Below are 21,357 nucleotides of genomic sequence, written 5' to 3' on the forward strand. Positions count from 1 at the left end.
TGATAGAAAAAAGACTCTCTGGAAAGATTTCGGTGATATGCTGGTGACCTTTGAATGATTTAATATTCAAATATATAAATATATGATCCAAATGATGAGGTGGATTAACAATGAGTGCTGTTAAAATTCCATATGAGCAATTATCTCCTGAAGCTCTTCATGGTGTTATCGAAGAATTCGTTACCCGGGATGGAACCGATTATGGGGAAAGAGAGATCCTTGTTGAAACCAGAGTTGCACAGGTTATGGAAAAGATAAAAGCAGGGAAAGCAGTCATTGTTTTTGATCACAAATCAGAAACTTGTAACATATTAAAAAGTGATAGCCCCCTTTTAAAGAAATTGAGCAGCTGATTTCAAAGGGGAAAACATATCATCTTTTTCCACCATCTCTCTTCTTGATAAAATGGTGTCCGGATCAATTTCCCCGAGATTATTAAATATATAATCCGGCTGATAGGGAAAACGGTTTATGGTTGTCCCATCCGTTACACCGGATAATACCAGGCAGGTGGTCATTCCGGATTCCAAACCGCCCATAATGTCCGTATCCATTCTATCCCCAATCATAAAGCAGTTTGCCGAATGCACTTTTAACTCTTTTCGTGCTAAAAACATCATGACCGGATTGGGTTTCCCCAAAAAATAAGGGGCAACTCCGGTAACTTTTTCAATAGGAGCAACCAGGGCACCGCATGCCGGTACAGGACCACGCGGGCTGGGACCGGTTAAATCCGGATTGGTGGCAAGGAACTTCGCACCTTCCTGAATCAGCAGCGTTGCTTCGATTATTTTGGCATAATCATATTCCTCGGTTTCCCCAATGATGACATAATCGGGGTTTTTAGAGGTTATTTTAATATCCGCGTTTTCAAGTTCTTCAAAAATCCCTTTTCCGCCAATAACATAAGCCGAGCAGCCATTCGGCCTTTGCACCTTGAGAAAGTTTGCAGTGGCCATTGCCGAGGTGTAGAAACAATTCTCATCAACTTTTATTTCCATATTCAGTAAGCGGTCTCGCAGTTCCAAACGCGTAAAATACGAGTTGTTGGTTAAAAATATAAATTTGTAATTATTCTGTATCAGGCGGTTGATAAATGCCTTTGCGCCGGGAATCAATTTATCACCGGTATACACGACGCCATCCATATCCATTATGAATGATTTTTGATAACTTTTTTGATTCTGCATATCAAACCCTTTCTCTTGGGTTGCTTAAAGATCTGGTCGAAACCTTTTGCGGCTTTCGCGAGTCCCATCTGGATCCTGGGATCGGAAGACGCTCTTTGTCAAGAAAAGTATGAAAAATTATTAGGTGTCTGAAATATGACCCCAGCAAAAAGTCATACCGCCTGTATGGCAGAAGGTATGACTTTTCAGGGCTGCTGTTATCAGTGTTTTATCATATCAGCGATCTGAAATGCTACTTCCAGACTCTGCTCGGCATTCAACCGTGGATCACAGGTGGTATCATAGCGATTATGAAGTTCTTCGCTGACAATATTTCTGGCCCCACCCACACATTCGGTTACGTTCTTACCAGTCATTTCAAGATGGACCCCTCCTGGAATTGTGCCTTCTGCCCAGTGAATTTCAAAAAACCGGGTGATTTCTTTTAAAATATCATTAAAATCCCGGGTTTTGTGTCCGGATTCCGATGTATATGTATTGGCATGCATGGGGTCGCAGTTCCACACGATATGATACCCCTGTTTTTTGGTTTCACGAAGCAGGGGAGCCAGTTTTTTTTCAATATTGTTACACCCCATTCTGGTGATCAGGGTCAATCGACCGGCTTCGTTTTCAGGATTAAGTGTTTCAATGAGTTGTTTGACATTATCCATGTCATAATTTGGCCCTATTTTAACCCCGATGGGATTGAGCACCCCTTTTAAAAACGCCACGTGGGCACCATCCACCTGCCGGGTCCTCTCTCCAATCCAGAGCATGTGTGCCGAACAGTCATACCATCCCCCGGTGGTGGAATCTATCCGGGTTAATGCCTCTTCATAGGGCAATAACAGGGCTTCATGGGATGTGAAAAACTGGGTCTGATTGACCTGGGGAATATCCGTGGGAATACCAATCGTGTTCATGAACTTGATGGCCTTGTCAATCTGTCTGGCCAGGCGGTCATAGGACCGGCCCATGGGCGATTGAACCACAAATTCATGATTCCATGATTGCACCCTGTGCAGGGCTGCATACCCGCCCCGGGTAAATGCCCGCAGCAGGTTTAAGGTCGCCGCTGCCATATAATAACCTTTGAGCATGAATTTGGGATTCGGGGTTCGGTCTTTGATGGTGGGGGTTACCTTGTTGACCATGTCTCCACGATAGGACGGCAGTTCAACGCCATTTACCATTTCAGTATCGGATGATCGAGGTTTGGCAAATTGTCCGGCAATCCGGCCGACTTTGATGGTGGGTTTTCCGCCGGCATAGGTCATTACCACGGCCATCTGCAGCAATACTTTTAAGCTCTCCCTGATATTGGGGGCAGTAACCTGGGAAAAATCTTCTGAACAATCACCGCCCTGAAGCAGAAATGCCTCTCCTTTTGATGCTTTGCCCAGCATCTCTTTTAATGCTCTTATTTCTCCTGCAAAAACCAGTGGTGGCATTAACGTCAGGTCGTCGATGACTTTGTCCAGCTTTTTTTTGTCTGGCCAGTTGGGTTGTTGAAGCGCTGTATGATTTTTCCAGCTTGATTTTGTCCATTCTTTGGTATTCACCATTTTTTATATTCTCTTCTGTTCTCTTAAATTAGCGGTTAAATACTTAAGTTTATCATGGACCATGATTCCAGTAAAGGCCTGGATTCCCTGTCTGTTAAAGTCAGGGGCTGGAAGTTTTATAACTTGGATGAAATTGGATGCCTTTTGTCCCCCTACAGCAAGGCATTACAGCTATTGAACCTTTAATACGCCTTATGGATGGATTAAAATTCGGCTATTCCGGGTCAAATTGTTTCATCTGCGGTCCTAATTAAACGGCATGCCATGCACTGGCATGCCGTTTGTGTCAAAATTAATTAATTGGTTAATGTTGCGTTATCGAGTGTTTTGTCTCCGGGAAAAATGCCGATTGTCAGTGTTTCGGGTTTTGGAAGATTAAGTCCCAAGGTCTCCTTGATAAGGTCCTCTACAGTGTGAATCGTTACAAATGTCAACTGCTCCTTTACATCTTCAGGGATATCATTAAGATCTTTCTCGTTCTCCTCCGGCAATAGGATTTTCTTGATCCCCGCACGATGGGCTGCCAGAACTTTTTCCTTGATGCCACCGATGGGCAAAACTCGACCTCTCAGGGTGATTTCTCCGGTCATGGCGAGCTTTGGATTAATTTTCCGGCCCATTATGAGCGAAGCGATTGATGTAAACATGACGACGCCAGCTGATGGACCGTCTTTAGGCATTGCACCTGCCGGTACGTGTATGTGAAGATCTTTTTTCTCAAAGTCAAAATCCGGTAATGCAAAAGCCAACCTGGATCTGAATAAACTCAGTGATATTGTGGCCGATTCTTTCATCACATCACCCAGTTGACCGGTTAATGTAAGCTTACCGTTTCCGGGCATATGCGTTGCCTCAATGAAAAGGATTTCGCCGCCCATGGGGGTCCAGGCAAGTCCGGTAACAACCCCCGGAGGGTTATCCATTTGTGCCACATCGTGTCTTATTACAGGATTGCCCAGAATTTCTTCAAGTGAATCCTGGGTCACCTTGTAGGGCAGTTGTGTTGTTCCTGATACAATTTTTTCAGAGACAACCCGGGCCACCTTGGCCAGTTGATTCCGAAGACCTCGAACGCCGGCTTCAACCGTATATTTGTCAATGATTGCCTTTAGTGCATCATCATCAATTTCAAGCTGGGAATTCTTAATTCCATGTTCTTCAAGAACAAGTTTCATCAGGTGATCTTTTCCAATATGAAATTTTTCATTTTCGGTATAACCAGTCAGTTCAATTACTTCCATTCTGTCTAAAAGCGGGCCTGGAATTCCCCTTCTGCTGTTTGCTGTGGCAACAAAAAACACATCTGAAAGATCATAGGGAACCTCAAGGTAGTGATCAGAGAATGTATTATTCTGCTCCGGATCAAGAACTTCCAACAATGCACTGGATGGATCTCCTTGGAATGCTGAAACAAGTTTGTCTACTTCATCCAGGACAAAAACTGGATTTCTTTCACCGGCTTTTTTAATTCCCTGAATAATTCTTCCTGGAAGGGCACCGACATAGGTTCTTCTGTGCCCTCTTATTTCGGCTTCATCCCTGACCCCACCAAGACTGATACGGACATATTTTCTGTTCAAGGCCTCTGAAATACTCTTTCCAAGACTGGTTTTCCCTGTTCCCGGAGGGCCTACAAGCAGCAGAATGGAGCCTTGTTTTTCTTTTTTCAGTTTCATCACGGACAGGTGTTGGATGATACGTTCTTTTATTTTTTTCTGTCCATAATGATGGGTCTCAAGTAACTGGGACGCTTTTTCAATATCAATATCTTTTTGAGTTGTAATGCCCCATGGAAGCGCCACAAGAAGGTCAAGATAATTTTTTATGGTGCCTGTCTCGTGACTTCCCTGTCCCTGTTCATTTAATTTTGAAAGTTCGTCCAAAGCAACCTGCTCAATTTCTTCGGGCATATCTGCATCTTCAATCAGCTGGGCATAATCTTTTTTTCCAGCAGATTTGGGGGCGTCCTCGCCTAGTTCCTTACGGATGTTTTTCAACTGTTCTTTTAAAAACGATTTTCTGTAGTTCTTATTGGCCTGATCTGAGAACTTTTGTGCCATTTCGATCTGAAGTATTACGGACTCTTTGTGTTGGAGGAGAATGTCCATGAATAGAATGCCCCTCTCCTTTAACGAGTCAATTTCCAGAAGTTGCTGTTTCTCTTTTAGTGAAATGTTTATAAACGGAAGAATGTATCCCATTAGTTGCGGAATCCTATCCATTTGTTTGATCTCTTTGATATAGGGCTCGGATCCTTTAAAATGGGTGCTTAATTCATAGGCGATTTTTTTGATGTACTCCATCATCTGTTCCTGGCTTTTTGAATCCATATCAATCTGGTCCGGTGCCTGGACATACACCGCTAGGACTTTACCGTTTGTCATTCTGATGGATTCAATGGTGACTCTGTTAAGCACCTTTACATCGAAAAGGTCATGATCGTCCCTGGATGTTCGGGATTTTAATTGAATCTCTGTACCCATGGAAAAGAACATTTCCCTGTCTGGACTATCCTTCTTAAATCCTTCTTTCACAGAAATTGCAATGGCCCTGTCGTTTCCCTGATCCATTCGAGTGTTTAATATTTTACCCAGATTCTTGCTGACACTGATCTGGGCTTGTGTTTCTGGAAATAATACGGTTTGTGTCAACGGTATGACAATCAGTTCAGGGGTTACATATGTTGAATCCATTTTGTTCTCCTTTTTATATGAAGCGCTCACCGAAGCGTTGCAAACAGAGGCGTGTATCATTCGCTGTAGCCGAGATCCGAGACCATGCTCCAGACGTGCCGGTTATATCAATCCAAATCCAGTTGGATTATTATATGATAGGCACTATTTAATTTAGTTCAATGCAAACTAACAATAAAATGTTTTGGATTCTAAAAAATACGTTCCAATAAAATCAGGAATATCTGTTTTAAGACCCTTAAAAACCTCGAAATAGAAGGCTTTATATTGACAAATGCATTTAAATAAATTAGTAAGTAATGAACAAACTATTACAGATGAGATTGGGTTTATTTTGAAAAGAGAATTAATCTACGAATCCGTTAGAAAGTTCAACAGCCTGGGACATGAGTGTAATTTACAACTCTCAGATAAACTTGGAATGTCCAAGCTTCAATTAAATCAACTGCACTATTTGAAGATAATTGACAGAACAATTGATATAACCTTTGGAAAATTTGCTGATATTTTAAACGTAACAAAACCATCTGTTACTGAGATTGTTAATAAACTGATTAAATTGGATTGTGTTGAAAAAATGCAATGCCCTAGGGATAAACGTATTTTTTATATCAGGCTCACTGAAAAAGGTCGTAATATCGCACAGTTACAATACTTGTCTGAGCAACGAGTGGTTGATATCATTTTAAGTAACTTTAACGAGGAAGAGGTTGTCACCTTTATTAAATTAATAAACAAATTATGAAAATAAAAACTTCCAATCAGAATATCCCCCCACAGGCCTTGTTTTTTAAGCCTTATTCCGGAAAGATTTATTCCAATCATGGCCCTAATCTCTATTCTTGACCCTTGCACATAATCCCTGGGGCTTTTTTACCTTTCGGATGGTCAGGTAAATGTTGGCGCCAAAGATCAGAAAAGCCCCCACCCATCCCAATGGTGAGAGGGGCAGATCATAGGGGAGAAAAATTCCCAGAACCGCAGCCATCAAAATTCTTGTGGACGAGATAATGCCGCTTTCCAATGCGGTCACGTATTTGTTCCCGATGGTGAGGAGGTATTGTCCGGCCACCCCCAATATGGAACAGATAAAGAGGTAATAAAATTGGTTTCCATCGGGCATGGTGATTTTTCCATGGAAGAGGGTGTAGGTAAAGAATGTGCCTGCTCCGAATACGAAAAAAAGGATGGTGTCGGAATCGTGGTCCCGCCTGAGCAGATTAAGGTAGATAATGGCCACAGATGCCCAAATCCCGGACATCAATCCCCACAGGTTCTGTATGTCAATGGTGAAACCGTTGCCGGACAGGATCATCCAGACCCCGGCAAATGAGACGACTGAGATGATAATAGCCATGGGATCCCGCTGGTCCCTGATCATAAACCATGAGATAATGGCGATGAAAATGGGGTAGGTCATGTTCAGGACATTGGCTGTTGAAGCACCGGTTTTTTCGACGGCAGTGTAAAAGCAGAGTACCGCAAACAGGTTAGCCACGACCCTCCCGAAAAGAAAGTGCCAGTTTTTGGGGAGCGGTTTTTTTTTCTTCACCCCCATGATGGTCACAACGATTGCAAAGCCCAGCAGTAGTCTTCCGAAGAGGAATTCTTCAGGGGTGATGATCGTTTCTGTTTTAGCTATCCTGATCACAAAGGTGGCCAGGTAGAAGCAGATGGCGGACCCGAATATCATCAGGATGCCCGTTAGTTCACGGGTGGAATAGTTTAATATCGATGGGTTTGATGAACCGCGGTCGCTATTTTTTGCGGCTGATTGTATTGTCATGGTGCCCTTAAATTTTATAAATGTACACCTTTTTCCATGAGAAGGGAAGGGCGATAGATCTTGAGGGTTCGCTGTTCAAGGCGTCTGAAACCCGCCTCCATCCCCCTTGGTCCGGTTGTATCGCCCCTGGCTTGATCTCATACATGATTTTGTCCATGATTCTCCTTTCTGTCCTATAAAATAAACAGTTGCCAGACTATCCCTGCAACTGCGCCCAATGGTACCATATACTGAAGGGGAAAGTGATACTTCTGCAGCAGTAACAACGAGATGGCAGCAGATATCAGGGCAAAGAAATCAAACCCCTGGCCATTGGGTAAAATCACCTTGTAGCCAAACCAGACCGCAAGGTTGAGCACCACGCCGACAACCGCTGCGGTTACTCCGGTCAAGGCTGCCTGGAGACGCTTATTTCCCCCCATGGCTTCGATAAACGGGGCACCTGCAAAGATAAAGAAAAAACAGGGTAGAAAAGTCATATAGGTCGTTATCAGGGCACCCAGAATACCAGCGGTCAAAGGCGTAAGCCCCCCTGGCAGACTCCATGCCCCGATAAAATTCACATACTGATGACCATGATCAGCGGTCCCGGGGTTGATTCTGCAAACCCATAAAGCAATGCATGCTTGAGCGCCTTTTTCCCGATGCGCAATACTGCCTCGATGACAACCGCTACCACCACCGGCTGGATGCCATAAAACGCTGCGGCCACTGCCGGGATATCAATGTGGGCTACGGCAAGGTAACTGAGAAAAAGCATGACAAATATGGAGGGGATGACAAACAGGGTGCCAGCGGGAATGCCGCCAAGGGTGCTGTGCATCCGCCAGCCGATATAGGTTGCCAGTTGCTGGGCCTCGGCCCCGGGCAACAGCATGCAGAAATTGAGGGCCCGTAAAAACTGGTTCTCGCTGACCCAGTTTTGGCGTACCACCACTTCCGGGTGCATGATGGCAATCTGGCCTGCCGGACCCCCAAAGCTGATGAACCGCAGCTTGGTCCAGAATTTCAATGCGTCCTTGAACGGAATCTCTGAAGCCTTCATTTTAATCAGGTCTCCTTGATGGATCGTGTATTGATATGTCTTTGCCGAAAACAGCAAATCCCAGGGTGCCGATCACGGCGAACACAAAGGCTGTTACGAGGTTTGCCCGGGGACTGATTTGCCATAAAAATGCCCCGCCCAGGGCCGCAACCGATACAACGATATCCCGGATAAGATAATAAAGACCGAACATGCCGGACTTGCAATGGTCCGGTGCCAGGTCCATGATCAAAGACTTCCGGGTCGGTTCAAATTCCTGCCTTTGATCCGTGATTTACTCCTTACGGCCGGGCAGTCGTCTGATTACAAATTATCGGTTTCGTCCACGGTGGCGATGTAGCTTTTAATGCAGTGGTCCCCGGCGGGAATCGGTACCAGGTCCTCTCCCTTTGCTGCAAGTCCCTTTACATAATTAACAAAGGAGAGGGCATAGTCGAGGTAGGTGTCTGTTCCCTCACCCCGTTGCGCCTGTACCGTGGCAAAGGTGGTATAACCGTCACGGCCTTTTGCAGTGTAATTATTGGTAACCACCACGTACAGGGTATCGTTCTGCAGGCTGGAATAGGTGTCTGTGTGCCGGTCCTTGACCTCAAGATTGGATACGCGGCTTCCAAATGGCTGGTTGGCATCCACATCATATTTAAGGGGATAGCTGTAGGGGAAGGAACCAGTGGAACCGCCCTGGGCGATATTATCTATGGCATCTTCCAGTACTGCCTTGATTTCAGAGCCATACATTTTAATTTCATACAAGGTATTGGAGAAGGGCAGCAAGGTATAGGCGGTGTCATAGGTGATCTCCCCCTGCATGATACTGATTCGAACACCTCCGGCGTTCTGGATGCAGATATCAGCGTTACCGTCCAGTTGGTAGAACGCCCTGGCGACAACCGGTGCGATGTGGCTGCCCAGGGGCAGGATTCTGCCGCTGTAATCATGGCCCGGCACCCTGCTGTGGGGCAGGGCTTCATCTGCCCTGCCAATGACGGTTTTACCCAGGGCATCCACCTGGGTGGAGTATGTGGAGATAATATCTGCCACGTATTCATCCTCGGCAACGGTATCGAGTTTGCTATCTGCGTCAATGACGGACAGAACCGAAGTCAGTTCACCGGTTTCCAGGACGTAGGGTGCTCCCTGACTGTCTTTACGAACAAAGGATTTGCCCAGGATCAGGTGGGGCGTTCCAGAGCAGCTTTCCAGTTCATCACCGTTGAAGTATACGTCGAGTTCACCGAGCACTTTGCCGTATTCCCAGGCCTGGACCACACAGACTGTTTCCCCGTCCCGGTTTCGAACCCTGGTCGGATAGTCCCCCAGACTGTCCAGGCCATAGACCGTGAAATCTCCCAGCAATGTGTGGGAATCACCGTCAACGATAATGTCGATATCTGTGACCAGGGGGGCCAGGGCCTTCATATTTTTGTACCCGCAATGGCTGAGCAGGAGGATCTTCCGGATGCCTTGCTCCTTGAGCTCATCCACGGCTGCCTGGGTGGCGGCAACCTCCTCGTTAAAGGTGACCTCATTACTGGGCCTGGATGAATCCCTGGTTTTTCCGGCAATGGTCAACCCGATGATACCGATGGGTTCGCCGTCCACCTGGGTGATGACATAGGGAGAATAGAGCCCATCCAGAACATTTCCCGAGATCACCTCAATATTGGTGCTGACCAGGGGTGCATCAACCATGGCGATGAAATTTGCCAGCCATTGATCACCGTTGTCGAATTCGTGATTGCCGATGGCCATGGCATCGAACCCCATGGCATTCATAATATCGGCATCCGCCTGACCATTGAACAAGGTATAGTAAAGGGTTCCCTGTACCGCATCACCGGCATGCAGCACCAGGTGATTTTTGTTCGTTTCGGCAAGTTCATTTATTTTGGATGCCACCCTTGCCATGCCGCCGATTTCACATGTGGTTTTCACACCACCAAGGGTCAGGTCAATTTCAGACGGGTCCAGGTGTGAGTGGACATCGTTGACGTGGAGGATTTTAAGGGCCAGCTTTGACTTGTCACCGCCGGTATTGCACCCTGGCGCAGCCAGCAATGTAAGGGTGAGCAATAAAAAGATGATGGGCTGTGCAGCATTTTTTAATTTGTTATATTTCATATCTCTCTCCTTACAAATTAAGCGGATGGACCCATATGGAGTTCACGCCTTGCCATGGTTTTTGGTGCATTTTTGGTGCATATGGATGGCTTCCAAATGAATCCGTATTTAACCATAACACAAATGTCATTTCAATTCCCAGGATCTTCAATGGTTGACCCATGGCCTCCCGTGATTGATAAAAGTACGATATTAGGGTAGGCTCTTTGTTATTTTTTGGTTGTTTTAAAGTTTGGGGTAAAGAGGGATGGAATTACCCGGTCGGCAGGGAAAATTCATAATAATCGGGATGGTTTCAGCCCTGCTTTTTGGCGGGGCCACACCTGCCGGCAAGGCTTTGCTGGGGGGTGTTGAGCCCCAGGCCCTTGCAGGATTGCTATACCTTGGCGCTGCCCTGGGGGTGCTGCCCGTGGTCATGGGGGAACGGGCTTTCCAGTGGCCCTGGCACGCCGGTCGGAACACGTTTTTGCTCCTCGCAGGCGCCATTTTACTGGGAGGGATTCTTGGGCCGTTCCTGCTTTTGCTGGGATTGAAAATCGCCAGCTCAGGGTCTGTCTCCCTCTGGCTCAATCTGGAGCTTGTGGCCACAGTTCTTCTTGGACATTTTGTGTTCCAGGAGAATCTTTCCCGGCGGGCATGGGTTGCGGCAGGGGGAACATTGATTGCTGCAATGCTGCTGGCGGGGAACGATGCCGGTGGTTTTTTCCCCGGTCTATTGGTCTTTCTGGGATGCATCTGCTGGGGGTTTGACAATCATTTTACTGCGCTTATCGACGGGATATCTCCGGCCCAGACCACCCTGTGGAAGGGAAGTGTTGCCGGTGTGTTCAACCTGGTTCTTGGGGGGGCTGTTGCCGGTGGCATCGGTAGCCCGGGCGTTGTTATTATGGCTTTACTGGTCGGGGTGGTCTCCTATGGGTGCAGTATCACACTCTATGTCATGGCTGCCCAGGGATTGGGAGCCGTTCGCAGCCAGATGGTCTTTTCGGTTGCGCCGTTTTTTGGTTTGCTGCTGTCAGTGACTGTTCTCGGTGAGACGTTCACCCATGTCCAGGCCGTTGCTGCACTCCTGATTGTGGTTTCTCTCTTTGTCCTTTTCAGTGAGCAGCATGTGCATAACCATCGCCACATTGCCATGTCCCATCAGCATAGCCACAGCCACGATGGGCTCCACCACAACCATGGGCATGAAGGCTTCGATCCGAAAGAGAGCCATGTGCACTGGCACGATCATGCCCCGGAAGAACATACCCACAAACACTGGCCGGATCTGCACCATCGCCATGATCATAAAAAAGAACCGTGACGGAGATCAAAATGTAAACGTTGGTTCATTCTTTCACCAATGCAGGCAACGGACTTAATCTATTATGAATGGCATGATGAATAAACGATAACTTTGTGCGTACTGATTGTGTTAACACAAATGGATAGGCGTCATCCAAACCCATGCTGCGATTTAATGAATCGAAGATCACGGAGAAATCCATCCAGGCATCTAAAATATTGGCAATGGGTGTTGAGTTGCCATGGGGTTTTAGCCCCGGTGACCAGACACATATTGACAATTTGCCAGATCAATACAGTTCATAAACATATTTAGTGTTTGAACGAAAGCTTATCCCTCTGCTCTGTGTTTGACGGTTACCCGAAAAAGTCGGGTAAAGAAATAAACCTCTCTCGAACGATAAAAAACACATTAAACAACTATATCACAAAAGAGTATACTAAATACCCATAAATCACAAAAATGTATCTCATTTTACGTAAAAATACATAATTGTGATTTTTATTTGAGTCTTGTTTGTTTCTACAGCATTCTATGGAACCTTTTTTGTCTTTGAATATCAGTGTGTTGAAAATAAAATATCAAGATATATGTCGTTTTTTTATGGGGTGGCCTTTTAGTTGCAATCTTAACCTGTCAAGCAATCGGGCGAGAGTGTTTATTACATTGATCTAAGAAAAAAGGACAAGGAAAATGAGAAAAATAGCCATTTACGGAAAAGGCGGAATCGGCAAATCAACAACAACCCAGAATACTGTGGCAGGACTTGTGGAGGCAGGGCATAAAATCATGGTGGTGGGTTGTGACCCAAAGGCTGATTCCACAAGACTTCTGCTCAACGGCCTTGCCCAGAAAACCGTTTTGGACACCCTCAGGGAAGAGGGAGAAGATGTCGTTCTGGAAGATGTCCTGAAATTGGGGTACGGCGGAACCATGTGTACGGAATCCGGCGGACCCGAGCCTGGCGTGGGGTGTGCCGGAAGGGGAATCATTACCTCCATCAACCTTTTGGAGCAGCTGGGGGCCTATGAAAATGAAGAGCTGGACTATGTGTTTTATGATGTCCTGGGGGACGTGGTCTGCGGTGGTTTTGCCATGCCCATGCGTGAAGGCAAGGCCCAGGAGATCTATATTGTGGTCTCCGGCGAAATGATGGCCATGTATGCGGCCAACAATATCTGTAAGGGAATCGTGAAATTTGCAGAATCAGGGGGGATCCGCCTGGGTGGACTGATCTGTAATTCAAGGGCTGTGGATTTTGAGAAGGATATGATAGAGGCACTTGCCGAAAAACTCGGTACCCAGATGATTCACTTTATCCCCAGGGAAAATGTTGTACAGCGGGCTGAAATTAACAGGAAAACCGTAATTGAATATGAGCCTGAACATTCCCAGGCAGATGAATACCGCATGCTTGCAAAAAAAATTAATGAAAACGAGAAGTATGTCATTCCAACACCCATTGAAATTGAAGAGCTGGAAGAACTTCTGGTCACCTACGGCATTGCATCCTGAAACCATTTTTTAAAGGAAATGAACAACAATGAAAATAATGATCAGATCAATTATCAGACCGGAGAAAACCCATGATGTCATGGCTGCACTGATGGAAGCAGGATTCCCCGCCGTAACCCGAATGAGCGTTGCAGGGCGAGGAAAACAGCGGGGCATCAAAATCGGTGAAATCACCTATGATGAGATACCCAAGGAGATGCTCATCACAGTGGTGGATGAAAAGGCTAAAGAGTTTGTCCTTAATATCATCATGAAAACAGCCAAAACCAGTGAAAAAGGCGCCTTTGGAGACGGCAAGATTTTTGTCAGCCCCGTGGAGGAGATTTACACCATCAGTTCCGGGATCATGGAATCTTCCAAAGAAGAGGTGCCCGCATGAAAGAGATAATGGCCGTCATCCGCATGAACAAAATCAACAAGACCAAACTGGCCCTGATTGACGCGGGAATATCCTCCATGACAGCCATGGATGCCTTGGGCCGGGGAAAGGGGCTTGTGGACATGACACTCTTAAAGGGTGCTGAACAGGGATATGAAGAAGCCATTGCCCAGCTGGGTGAGTCCGGTCGTCTGATCCCCAAAAGAGCCATTTCCATCGTTGTTCCGAACAAGCTGGTCTCTAAAACGGTGAAGACCATTATTGGAGTCAACCAGACAGGCAAATCAGGGGACGGGGTGGTATGGGTGATGCCGGTTCTTGAGTCCCTGAGCGTTAGAACCGGCGAGAGTGGTGACAAAGTGCTGGATGAAATTTAACCCAACTTTAAGAATGGAAAGATAAAGATGAGCCTTAAGACGAAAGACCAAATTGAGACGACAACCGGTCGAACCGAGATCCCTGATCCGGAAATGGTGAAAAAAGAGCTGATAGCCAAATATCCCACCAAGGTGGCCAGGAAACGATCAAAACAGATCATGCCCAATACAACGGATGAATGCGGCAATCCTACAGTCATGGGTGCCAATGTCAGGACCGTTCCCGGCATCATCACCCAGAGGGGCTGCTGCTATGCCGGCTGTAAAGGGGTAATCATGGGACCCACACGGGATATCGTCAATCTCGTCCATGGGCCCATTGGGTGCAGTTTTTACGCCTGGCTGACCCGTCGGAACCAGACCCGGCCACCCACGGACCAGGATGACAACTATATGACCTACTGCTTTTCCACGGACATGCAGGACAACGATATTGTGTTTGGCGGTGAAAAAAAGCTCAAAGCCGCCATCCAGGAAGCCTATGATAATTTTAAACCCAAGGCCATCAGTATCTTTTCAACCTGTCCCGTGGGGCTCATCGGCGATGATGTGCATGCCGTTGCCAGGGAGATGAAGGAAAAACTGGGGATCAATGTTTTTGGTTTCTCCTGTGAGGGATATAAGGGCGTGAGTCAGTCTGCCGGTCATCACATCGCAAACAATGGGATCTTTACCCATGTGGTGGGCGAGAACGATACCATCATGGATGCGGATTACAAGATCAACCTGCTGGGAGAGTACAACATCGGCGGTGACGCCTTTGAGATCGATCGTATTCTTGGACTCTGTGGAATCTCCCTTGTTTCCACCTTTAGTGGAAATTCCAGCTATGACCAGTTTGCCAACTGTCATACGGCGGATTTGAATGCCGTGATGTGCCATCGGTCCATCAATTATGTGGCAGACATGCTGGAAATAAGATACGGCATCCCATGGATCAAGATTAATTTTATCGGTGCCCAGGCCACGGCTAAATCCTTAAGGAAAATAGCCCAGTATTTTGATGAACCAGAACTGATTGAACGGGTGGAAGCGGTTATCGCAGCTGAGTTGCCTGAAATTGAACGGGTCAAGGAGGAAGTCAAGCAAAGATGTGAGGGTAAACTTGCCATGATGTTTGTTGGTGGTTCCAGGGCCCACAGTTACCAGGGTATTTTTAAGGAGATCGGCATGAGAACAATTTCAGCCGGTTATGAATTTGCCCACAGGGATGATTACGAGGGCCGAAGGGTGATTGATGATATCAAGGTGGATGCGGATTCTCGAAATATTCAAGAACTTGAGATCACGAGGGATGAGACCCGGTACAACCCGAGGAAAACAGAGGCTGAGATGGCGGAACTTGCAGAAAAAGGGGTAGCCTTTAAAGAATACAACGGCATGATGGCGGATATGGACCCAAACGCCCTTGTAATTGATGATATCAGCCAGTATGAGACAGAAAAACTCATTGAAATCTATAAGCCGGATCTCTATTGTGCCGGTATTAAAGAAAAATATGCGGTTCAAAAAAGCGGTATTCCCATGAAGCAGCTCCATTCCTACGACTCCGGCGGTCCCTATGCCGGATTCAAGGGGGCAATCAATTTTTACAAAGAGATCGACCGCATGGTTAATTCCAAGGTCTGGGGCTATATTCAAGCCCCCTGGCAGGGAAGTCCTGAACTGTCTGCCAAATATGGATGGGAATAAATCATACCCATATTCCATTAAATTCATACCACGATAAAAATTACGCTTAACACAGGAGACGTGCACAAATGTTGCTCAGACATACCAATAAAGAGATAAAACCCAGGGAATCGCTGACCGTTAATCCAGCTAAAACCTGCCAGCCCATCGGTGCCATGTATGCATCCCTTGGCATTCACAACTGCCTGCCACACAGTCACGGCTCCCAGGGCTGCTGCGCCTATCACAGAAGTGCCCTGACCCGCCATTTCCGGGAACCGGTAATGGCTGCCACCAGCTCTTTTACGGAAGGATCATCTGTGTTCGGGGGGCAGTCCAACCTGATCCAGGCCATTGATACTATTTTCACCACCTATGAGCCGGATGTCATTGCCGTTCACACCACCTGTCTGTCGGAAACCATTGGTGATGATGTGAACCAGATCGCCATCAAGGCGGTGAAGGATGGTAAAGTGCCCAAGGGTAAATATGTCATCCATACCAGTACCCCAAGCTATGTGGGCTCCCATGTTACGGGATTTTCCAACATGACAAAGGCCATGGCCACGGCCTTTTCAAAGTCCACGGGGGTTTCCAACGGCAAGTTCAATATTATTCCCGGTTATGTTGAACCCTCGGACATGACTGAAATCAAGCGGGTGGTCAAGGAGATGGGTATCAAACCCATCCTTTTCCCGGACACCTCAAATGTGCTGAACGGTCCCCAGACCGGTAAATATAAAATGTATCCCGACGGGGGGGTTACCATCGAAGAGTTGACCAGCGCCGGGGACAGCATCGGCACCATTGCCCTTGGCAACACGGCTTCAGCCGATGCGGCAAGGGCCCTTGATACCCGCTGCAAGGTCCCCTGCCAGGTGCTGGACCTACCCATTGGGCTTGCTGCAACGGATCGATTCATTAATACCTTGAGAACGGTTGCCGGGGTAAACGTGCCGGCAAGCATTGACCTGGAGCGGGGCCAGCTTCTGGACATCATCACGGATATGCAAGCCTATCTTTACCATAAAAAGGTGGCCCTGGCAGGTGATCCAGATCAATTGATTCCCCTGGTGGAATTTCTCATCAGTATTGACATGATGCCGGTTCATATCGTCACGGGAACCCCGGGAAAAGACTTTGTCAAACGCATTGAGGCGCTGACGGCAGATCTTCCCTACAAGGTCAATGTCAAGGCCGGTGGCGGTGCTGACATGTATCTGCTCCACCAGTGGATCAAAAATGAGCCCGTGGATCTGTTGATCTCCAACACCTATGGGAAATATATCGCAAGGGACGAGGATATTCCCTTCATGCGATACGGGTTTCCCATAGTGGACAGGGTAGGGCATTCTTATTTCCCTTCGGTCTGCTACAAGGGCGGGATGCGACTTCTGGAGAAAATTCTGGATCTGCTGCTGGATCGAATTGACAGGGATTCCCTTGAAGAAACCTTTGAACTGGTGATGTAAAACCGATCCGGTTAGAAACTGAACTTTATCTTCGATTGATTTGTTAAATCAGCAAAAAAATCAAAGAGAAACGCTCAATTTAAGGAAAATTGAAAATGGAAACCATATCCGTATTAGAAGACAGGAAAAACCAGATTTCCCAGAAAGGCCGGGACACCTTTGAAATGGCCTGTGAAAAAAAGAGCCTGGCAGGGGCAGTGAGCCAGCGGGCATGCGTCTTCTGCGGATCCAGGGTGGTTCTCTACCCCATTGCCGATGCCCTTCACCTCATCCACGGACCCATTGGTTGTGCCTCCTACACCTGGGATATCCGGGGGGCCCTGTCATCGGGCCCGGAACTTCACCGGATGAGTTTCTCCACGGATCTTTCCGAGACGGATGTGGTTTTCGGCGGTGAGAAAAAACTTGAGAAAGCCCTGCTTGAACTCGTTGCAGAATATGAACCCAAAGCTGCTTTTGTTTATTGTACCTGTATTGTGGGCATCATAGGGGATGATGTGGAGGCCGTGTGTAAAAAGGTCGCAGCCAAGGTTGGCATCCCCGTGCTGGCGGTTCATTCTGAGGGGTTCAAGGGCACAAAAAAAGATGGATACAAGGCTGCCTGTGATGCCCTGTTTAAACTCATTGATCTGAATCGTAAACCTGAAAAACAGATTCCCCTGAGCATCAATATCCTTGGTGAGTTTAATATCGGTGGAGAGACCTGGATCATCAAAGAGTATTACCGGCGGATGGGCGTCGAGGTCGTTTCCGTGATGACCGGCGACGGCAGGGTCAAGGATGTTCAGTCGGCACACAGGGCCTGTTTGAATGTGGTTCAGTGTTCAGGATCGTTGACCCATCTTGCGCGAGACATGGAACAAGCCTATGGCATCCCCTTTATCCGTGTTTCGTATTTTGGCATCGAAGACACCTCGGATGCCCTTTATGATGTGGCCTCGTTTTTTAAGGATGCCCCACAGATCATGGAACGGACAAAGGCTCTGGTCCAGGAGGAGGTTTGCGCCATTCTTCCTGAACTTGCAGCATTAAAAAAAGATCTTGTGGGAAAACGGGCCGCCATTTATGTGGGCGGGGCGTTTAAGGCCTTTTCCCTGATCAAGGCCCTGAAACATCTGGGCATGAGCGAGGTTCTTGTGGGGTCCCAGACCGGAAACAAGGAAGATTACGCATTGTTACGAGAGATGTGTGATCCAGACACGGTGATACTGGATGATGCCAACCCCCTGGAGCTTGCCAAGTATGTCATGGAAAAGGATGCCCACCTCTTCATCGGTGGGGTCAAGGAAAGACCCATTGCCTACAAACTGGGGATCGGCTTTTGTGACCACAACCATGAACGAAAGATTCCTTTGGTGGGGTATGAGGGCATGGTCAATTTTGCAAAGGAAGTCCATGCAACAGTGACAAGTCCCATCTGGGACCTTGTTCCGAGAAAAGCGTTTAACCGGGCCATTTCAAACAAAGGATGATACCCCATGATTTCCAACATGATACCCAAAAAGATCAAGAAAAAGATCGATAAAAAGCCCTATACAGCCACCCGCAATGCCTGTAAAATGTGCACCCCTCTGGGCGCCACCATGGTTTTCCACGGAATCGAAGGGACCATCCCCCTTTTGCACGGCTCCCAGGGATGCTCCACCTATATGCGAAGATACCTGATCAGTCATTTCAGGGAGCCCGTAGATATTGCCTCATCAAATTTTACCGAGGATACGGCCATTTTCGGTGGTGGTGCCAACCTCATGCTTGCCATTGAAAATGTAGCCCGTCAATACACCCCCAAGATGATCGGCATTGCCACCACCTGCCTTTCGGAAACCATTGGCGATGATGTTCCCATGATTTTAAACGGCATGGACAAGGCCCTGGACGATACCATCCTGGTCCATGTGTCAACCCCAAGTTATACGGGTACCCATGTGGACGGATTCCACGGGGCGGTTCATGCCGTTGTTGAGCGTTGTAATCCTTTAGGCTGCAAACCGGAACAGGCCGTTAAGCCCCGTCAGAATATAAATGTTTTTCCGGGCATGCTCTCCAATGAAGATATTCGACATCTCAAGGAGATCTTCACGGACCTTGACATTGAATTTACGATTCTGCCGGATTATTCAGAACGACTGGAAGGACCTTCGTGGGATGATTACCAGGTCATTCAAAAGGGGGGAACCCCCATCCGCCAGATCCAGGAGATGAACCGTGCCACGGCCAGCGTGGAGTTTGGAGCTATCCTGGCAGCCTCGGTTGACCAGGGTACAGAAAGTGCCGGATCCCTTTTAAAGGAGCGGTTTGACATTCCCCTTGTTTCCCTCGGTTTTCCCGTGGGGGTAAAGGCCACGGATCTTTTCTTTGAGCGGCTGGAAGCGCTGACATTAAAACCCATGCCTGAACGTTACAAAGAACAGCGTGGACGATTGATTGACGCCTATGTGGATGGAAACAAATATGTATCCGGACAAAGGGCCGTTGTCTACGGAGAAGAAGATTTTGTGGTTGCCATTGCAGGATTCCTGGCCGAGGTGGGCATTATCCCGGTGCTGTGTGCTTCTGGCGGGAAGAGCGGATTATTGGAAAAAGCCTTGGAAAAGACCCTCACCCCGAAGATTTTCAAACAGGTGACTGTTCACCAGGGTATGGATTTTACCCGGATGGAGCAGGCAGCAGGAGCGCTTGACCCTGATTTTATGATCGGAAATAGCAAGGGATACACCATGTCCCGGCACCTTAAAGTTCCCCTGGTCAGGGTGGGATTCCCCATCCATGACCGGATCGGTGGCCAGCGTATTCTTCACATCGGTTACAAGGGTGCCCAGGCGCTGTTTGATGCCATTGTCAACACGCTTCTCCACCATAATCAGACGACGTCTAAAATCGGTTACGCCTATATGTAGCAAGGCACAATGGGCCTGTAAAAATAGAGGCCGAATAACCAGGCCATAGAAACGAGGAAAGACAAAGGATAGAAAAATGAATATTGAAAATCACCCCTGTTTTAATGCAAATGCCTGTAAAAGTTGGGGCCGGGTCCATCTTCCCGTTGCACCCCGGTGTAATATCCAGTGCAACTTTTGTAATCGAAAATTTGACTGTGTCAACGAGAGCCGGCCCGGTGTATGCAGCAGTATTCTTTCCCCTTTCCAGGCCATGGAATATCTTAAACAGGTCGTGAACCGGAAGAAAAATATCTCAGTGGTGGGTATTGCAGGCCCAGGCGACCCCTTTGCCAACCCTGAACAGACCCTGACGACCATTGAGATGATCAGTAAAAAATATCCGGACATGCTGTTGTGTCTTGCAAGTAACGGGCTCAACCTGCCGGAATATCTGGATGATATTGCAAGGTTCAATGTCAGCCATGTGAGTATCACCATCAACGCCATTGACCTTGCAATCAGTGAAAAAATTTATTCCTGGGTGCGGTTCGGCAAAAAATCCCTGGCCCCCGGGCAGGGAGTGAAACTGCTTCTGGAAAAACAGCTGGCGTCCGTGGCAGGACTGAAAGAAAGGGGAATCATCGTAAAGGTCAATACCATTGTGCTGCCCGGTATCAACGATCACCATGTGACCGATATTGCCAAAGAAATGGCAAAAATGGGTGTGGATCTGCTCAACTGTATGCCCTATTATCCCAATGAGGGATCCAACTTCGCTCACCTCAGGGAACCGTCCAGGGAAGAGATTGCGAAAATCCAGGCAGACGCCCAGAAATATCTCCCCCAGATGAAGCACTGCAAACGTTGCCGGGCCGATGCTGTGGGCATACTGGGTGAAGAACCGGACAAGGTATTGATGGAGAGTCTTAAAACCTGTGCATCCATGGAAGAGACGCCTGAAATTGAGATGGAAGATCCTGCCCGCCCCCATGTTGCCGTGGCCACCCGGGAGGGGGTTCTGGTGAACCAGCACCTGGGAGAGGCCACAGAACTTGCCATCTATGACATCAGCCGGGAAGAAGTGGTCCTTGTGGAACAAAGGGAGATGCCCAGACCGGGTGACGGCAGTTCCAGGTGGCAGGTAGTGGCTGACCAGCTCAAGGATTGTCATCTTATCCTGGTGAGCGGTGTCGGGGAAACGCCTAAGGCGTTGCTCACGAACGAGGGATTTGAAATCCTGGAGGTCAACGGCCTGATCCAGGAAGTTGTTGATGCCGTTAAAAATAAACAGAACATAAGTCATCTGGTTAAAAGAGCCCCCCTGGATTGCAGGGCAGAATGTTCAGGTGGCGGAATGGGATGTATGTAAACCTAAAACCATGGGGACAGATTTG

21 protein-coding genes are annotated in these 21,357 nt (G+C 47.5%); 11 read left to right on the forward strand and 10 right to left on the reverse strand.

Annotated features, from left to right (window positions below):
* The first annotated feature begins 110 nt into the window (after positions 1–110).
* Complete coding sequence (locus tag HRM2_RS04705; RefSeq protein WP_015902857.1) at positions 111–353, forward strand: YheU family protein; 243 nt, start codon at positions 111–113, stop codon at positions 351–353.
* Here HRM2_RS04705 and HRM2_RS04710 read toward each other — a convergent pair.
* From HRM2_RS04710 to lon, 3 genes are all read right to left on the reverse strand, one after another.
* Entirely contained in the window at positions 333–1,190 is an 858-nt protein-coding gene (locus HRM2_RS04710; RefSeq protein ID WP_015902858.1) for an HAD-IIA family hydrolase, read from the reverse strand. The genes HRM2_RS04705 and HRM2_RS04710 overlap by 21 nt on opposite strands.
* Before the next feature lie 200 nt (positions 1,191–1,390).
* A complete protein-coding gene (locus HRM2_RS04715; RefSeq protein ID WP_015902859.1) occupies positions 1,391–2,737 on the reverse strand; it encodes a class II 3-deoxy-7-phosphoheptulonate synthase in 1,347 nt (448 codons plus the stop codon).
* A 296-nt stretch (positions 2,738–3,033) separates the two neighbouring features.
* Positions 3,034–5,430, reverse strand: a complete 2,397-nt coding sequence (gene lon / locus HRM2_RS04720; protein ID WP_015902860.1) for an endopeptidase La — start codon at positions 5,428–5,430, stop codon at positions 3,034–3,036.
* A gap of 274 nt (positions 5,431–5,704) precedes the next feature.
* Between lon and HRM2_RS04725 the strand changes: the two genes are divergently transcribed.
* A complete protein-coding gene (locus HRM2_RS04725; RefSeq protein WP_015902861.1) occupies positions 5,705–6,175 on the forward strand; it encodes a MarR family winged helix-turn-helix transcriptional regulator in 471 nt (156 codons plus the stop codon).
* A gap of 84 nt (positions 6,176–6,259) precedes the next feature.
* Here HRM2_RS04725 and HRM2_RS04730 read toward each other — a convergent pair whose 3' ends face one another.
* The 6 genes from HRM2_RS04730 to nadN form a co-directional block, all read right to left on the reverse strand.
* Positions 6,260–7,216 carry a DMT family transporter gene (locus HRM2_RS04730; protein WP_015902862.1) on the reverse strand — a complete coding sequence of 319 codons (957 nt, stop codon included), beginning with the start codon at positions 7,214–7,216 and terminating at the stop codon, positions 6,260–6,262.
* Between the two features lie 7 nt (positions 7,217–7,223).
* Positions 7,224–7,373: a hypothetical protein gene (locus HRM2_RS26920; RefSeq protein WP_187149332.1), complete on the reverse strand. Its 150-nt coding sequence runs from the start codon at positions 7,371–7,373 to the stop codon at positions 7,224–7,226.
* 16 nt (positions 7,374–7,389) lie between these two features.
* On the reverse strand, positions 7,390–7,779 hold the full coding sequence (locus HRM2_RS27345) for a chromate transporter (RefSeq protein ID WP_202944688.1): 390 nt from the start codon (positions 7,777–7,779) through the stop codon (positions 7,390–7,392).
* Positions 7,776–8,261 carry a chromate transporter gene (locus tag HRM2_RS27350; RefSeq protein ID WP_015902864.1) on the reverse strand — a complete coding sequence of 162 codons (486 nt, stop codon included), beginning with the start codon at positions 8,259–8,261 and terminating at the stop codon, positions 7,776–7,778. Before HRM2_RS27350 ends, HRM2_RS27345 begins: the two co-directional genes overlap by 4 nt.
* A 1-nt stretch (position 8,262) precedes the next feature.
* Positions 8,263–8,487 carry a hypothetical protein gene (locus HRM2_RS04745; RefSeq protein ID WP_041273052.1) on the reverse strand — a complete coding sequence of 75 codons (225 nt, stop codon included), beginning with the start codon at positions 8,485–8,487 and terminating at the stop codon, positions 8,263–8,265.
* Positions 8,488–8,564: 77 nt separating this feature from the next.
* Positions 8,565–10,382 carry an NAD nucleotidase gene (nadN, locus tag HRM2_RS04750; RefSeq protein WP_015902866.1) on the reverse strand — a complete coding sequence of 606 codons (1,818 nt, stop codon included), beginning with the start codon at positions 10,380–10,382 and terminating at the stop codon, positions 8,565–8,567.
* Positions 10,383–10,629: 247 nt separating this feature from the next.
* Between nadN and HRM2_RS04755 the strand changes: the two genes are divergently transcribed.
* Entirely contained in the window at positions 10,630–11,688 is a 1,059-nt protein-coding gene (locus HRM2_RS04755) for a DMT family transporter (RefSeq protein WP_015902867.1), read from the forward strand.
* Positions 11,689–11,713: 25 nt separating this feature from the next.
* Here the strand turns inward: HRM2_RS04755 and HRM2_RS28285 are convergent, their stop codons facing one another.
* Complete coding sequence (locus HRM2_RS28285) at positions 11,714–11,950, reverse strand: putative zinc-binding metallopeptidase (RefSeq protein ID WP_202944689.1); 237 nt, start codon at positions 11,948–11,950, stop codon at positions 11,714–11,716.
* Between the two features lie 413 nt (positions 11,951–12,363).
* Here HRM2_RS28285 and nifH point away from each other — a divergent pair, with 413 nt between their 5' ends.
* The 8 genes from nifH to HRM2_RS04795 all read left to right on the forward strand — a co-directional run bounded on the left by nifH (position 12,364) and on the right by HRM2_RS04795 (position 21,332).
* Positions 12,364–13,185 carry a nitrogenase iron protein gene (nifH, locus tag HRM2_RS04760; RefSeq protein WP_015902868.1) on the forward strand — a complete coding sequence of 274 codons (822 nt, stop codon included), beginning with the start codon at positions 12,364–12,366 and terminating at the stop codon, positions 13,183–13,185.
* Between the two features lie 28 nt (positions 13,186–13,213).
* Positions 13,214–13,564 (forward strand): P-II family nitrogen regulator, encoded by a 351-nt coding sequence (locus tag HRM2_RS04765; RefSeq protein WP_015902869.1) that lies wholly within the window; start codon positions 13,214–13,216, stop codon positions 13,562–13,564.
* A complete protein-coding gene (locus tag HRM2_RS04770; RefSeq protein WP_015902870.1) occupies positions 13,561–13,941 on the forward strand; it encodes a P-II family nitrogen regulator in 381 nt (126 codons plus the stop codon). The genes HRM2_RS04765 and HRM2_RS04770 overlap by 4 nt, the downstream gene beginning before the upstream one ends.
* Positions 13,942–13,968: 27 nt before the next feature.
* Positions 13,969–15,633, forward strand: a complete 1,665-nt coding sequence (locus HRM2_RS04775) for a nitrogenase component I subunit alpha (protein ID WP_015902871.1) — start codon at positions 13,969–13,971, stop codon at positions 15,631–15,633.
* 68 nt (positions 15,634–15,701) lie between these two features.
* On the forward strand, positions 15,702–17,084 hold the full coding sequence (nifK, locus tag HRM2_RS04780) for a nitrogenase molybdenum-iron protein subunit beta (protein WP_015902872.1): 1,383 nt from the start codon (positions 15,702–15,704) through the stop codon (positions 17,082–17,084).
* 95 nt (positions 17,085–17,179) lie between these two features.
* Positions 17,180–18,556 (forward strand): nitrogenase iron-molybdenum cofactor biosynthesis protein NifE, encoded by a 1,377-nt coding sequence (nifE, locus tag HRM2_RS04785; RefSeq protein ID WP_015902873.1) that lies wholly within the window; start codon positions 17,180–17,182, stop codon positions 18,554–18,556.
* Positions 18,557–18,562: 6 nt separating this feature from the next.
* Positions 18,563–19,981, forward strand: coding sequence for a nitrogenase component 1 (locus tag HRM2_RS04790; protein WP_015902874.1), 1,419 nt, complete (start codon positions 18,563–18,565; stop codon positions 19,979–19,981).
* Between the two features lie 76 nt (positions 19,982–20,057).
* Positions 20,058–21,332 carry a radical SAM protein gene (locus HRM2_RS04795; protein ID WP_015902875.1) on the forward strand — a complete coding sequence of 425 codons (1,275 nt, stop codon included), beginning with the start codon at positions 20,058–20,060 and terminating at the stop codon, positions 21,330–21,332.
* The last annotated feature ends 25 nt before the right edge of the window (positions 21,333–21,357 follow it).

Source organism: Desulforapulum autotrophicum HRM2 (genome assembly GCF_000020365.1).
In the GTDB taxonomy this organism is placed as follows: Bacteria; Desulfobacterota; Desulfobacteria; order Desulfobacterales; family Desulfobacteraceae; genus Desulforapulum; species Desulforapulum autotrophicum.

Bases quoted from the DNA above. Each gene is read 5' to 3' on its own strand.
- nifK (WP_015902872.1), top strand. From the start codon at position 15,702: ATGTTGCTCAGACATACCAATAAAGAGATAAAACCCAGGGAATCGCTG.
- HRM2_RS04795 (WP_015902875.1), top strand. From the start codon at position 20,058: ATGAATATTGAAAATCACCCCTGTTTTAATGCAAATGCCTGTAAAAGT.
- HRM2_RS04730 (WP_015902862.1), bottom strand. From the start codon at position 7,216: ATGACAATACAATCAGCCGCAAAAAATAGCGACCGCGGTTCATCAAAC.
- nadN (WP_015902866.1), bottom strand. From the start codon at position 10,382: ATGAAATATAACAAATTAAAAAATGCTGCACAGCCCATCATCTTTTTA.
- HRM2_RS04705 (WP_015902857.1), top strand. From the start codon at position 111: ATGAGTGCTGTTAAAATTCCATATGAGCAATTATCTCCTGAAGCTCTT.
- HRM2_RS26920 (WP_187149332.1), bottom strand. From the start codon at position 7,373: ATGGACAAAATCATGTATGAGATCAAGCCAGGGGCGATACAACCGGAC.
- HRM2_RS04770 (WP_015902870.1), top strand. From the start codon at position 13,561: ATGAAAGAGATAATGGCCGTCATCCGCATGAACAAAATCAACAAGACC.
- HRM2_RS04765 (WP_015902869.1), top strand. From the start codon at position 13,214: ATGAAAATAATGATCAGATCAATTATCAGACCGGAGAAAACCCATGAT.
- HRM2_RS27350 (WP_015902864.1), bottom strand. From the start codon at position 8,261: ATGAAGGCTTCAGAGATTCCGTTCAAGGACGCATTGAAATTCTGGACC.
- nifE (WP_015902873.1), top strand. From the start codon at position 17,180: ATGGAAACCATATCCGTATTAGAAGACAGGAAAAACCAGATTTCCCAG.
- HRM2_RS04755 (WP_015902867.1), top strand. From the start codon at position 10,630: ATGGAATTACCCGGTCGGCAGGGAAAATTCATAATAATCGGGATGGTT.
- HRM2_RS04775 (WP_015902871.1), top strand. From the start codon at position 13,969: ATGAGCCTTAAGACGAAAGACCAAATTGAGACGACAACCGGTCGAACC.
- HRM2_RS04710 (WP_015902858.1), bottom strand. From the start codon at position 1,190: ATGCAGAATCAAAAAAGTTATCAAAAATCATTCATAATGGATATGGAT.
- nifH (WP_015902868.1), top strand. From the start codon at position 12,364: ATGAGAAAAATAGCCATTTACGGAAAAGGCGGAATCGGCAAATCAACA.
- HRM2_RS04725 (WP_015902861.1), top strand. From the start codon at position 5,705: ATGCATTTAAATAAATTAGTAAGTAATGAACAAACTATTACAGATGAG.
- lon (WP_015902860.1), bottom strand. From the start codon at position 5,430: ATGGATTCAACATATGTAACCCCTGAACTGATTGTCATACCGTTGACA.
- HRM2_RS04715 (WP_015902859.1), bottom strand. From the start codon at position 2,737: ATGGTGAATACCAAAGAATGGACAAAATCAAGCTGGAAAAATCATACA.
- HRM2_RS04745 (WP_041273052.1), bottom strand. From the start codon at position 8,487: ATGGACCTGGCACCGGACCATTGCAAGTCCGGCATGTTCGGTCTTTAT.
- HRM2_RS04790 (WP_015902874.1), top strand. From the start codon at position 18,563: ATGATTTCCAACATGATACCCAAAAAGATCAAGAAAAAGATCGATAAA.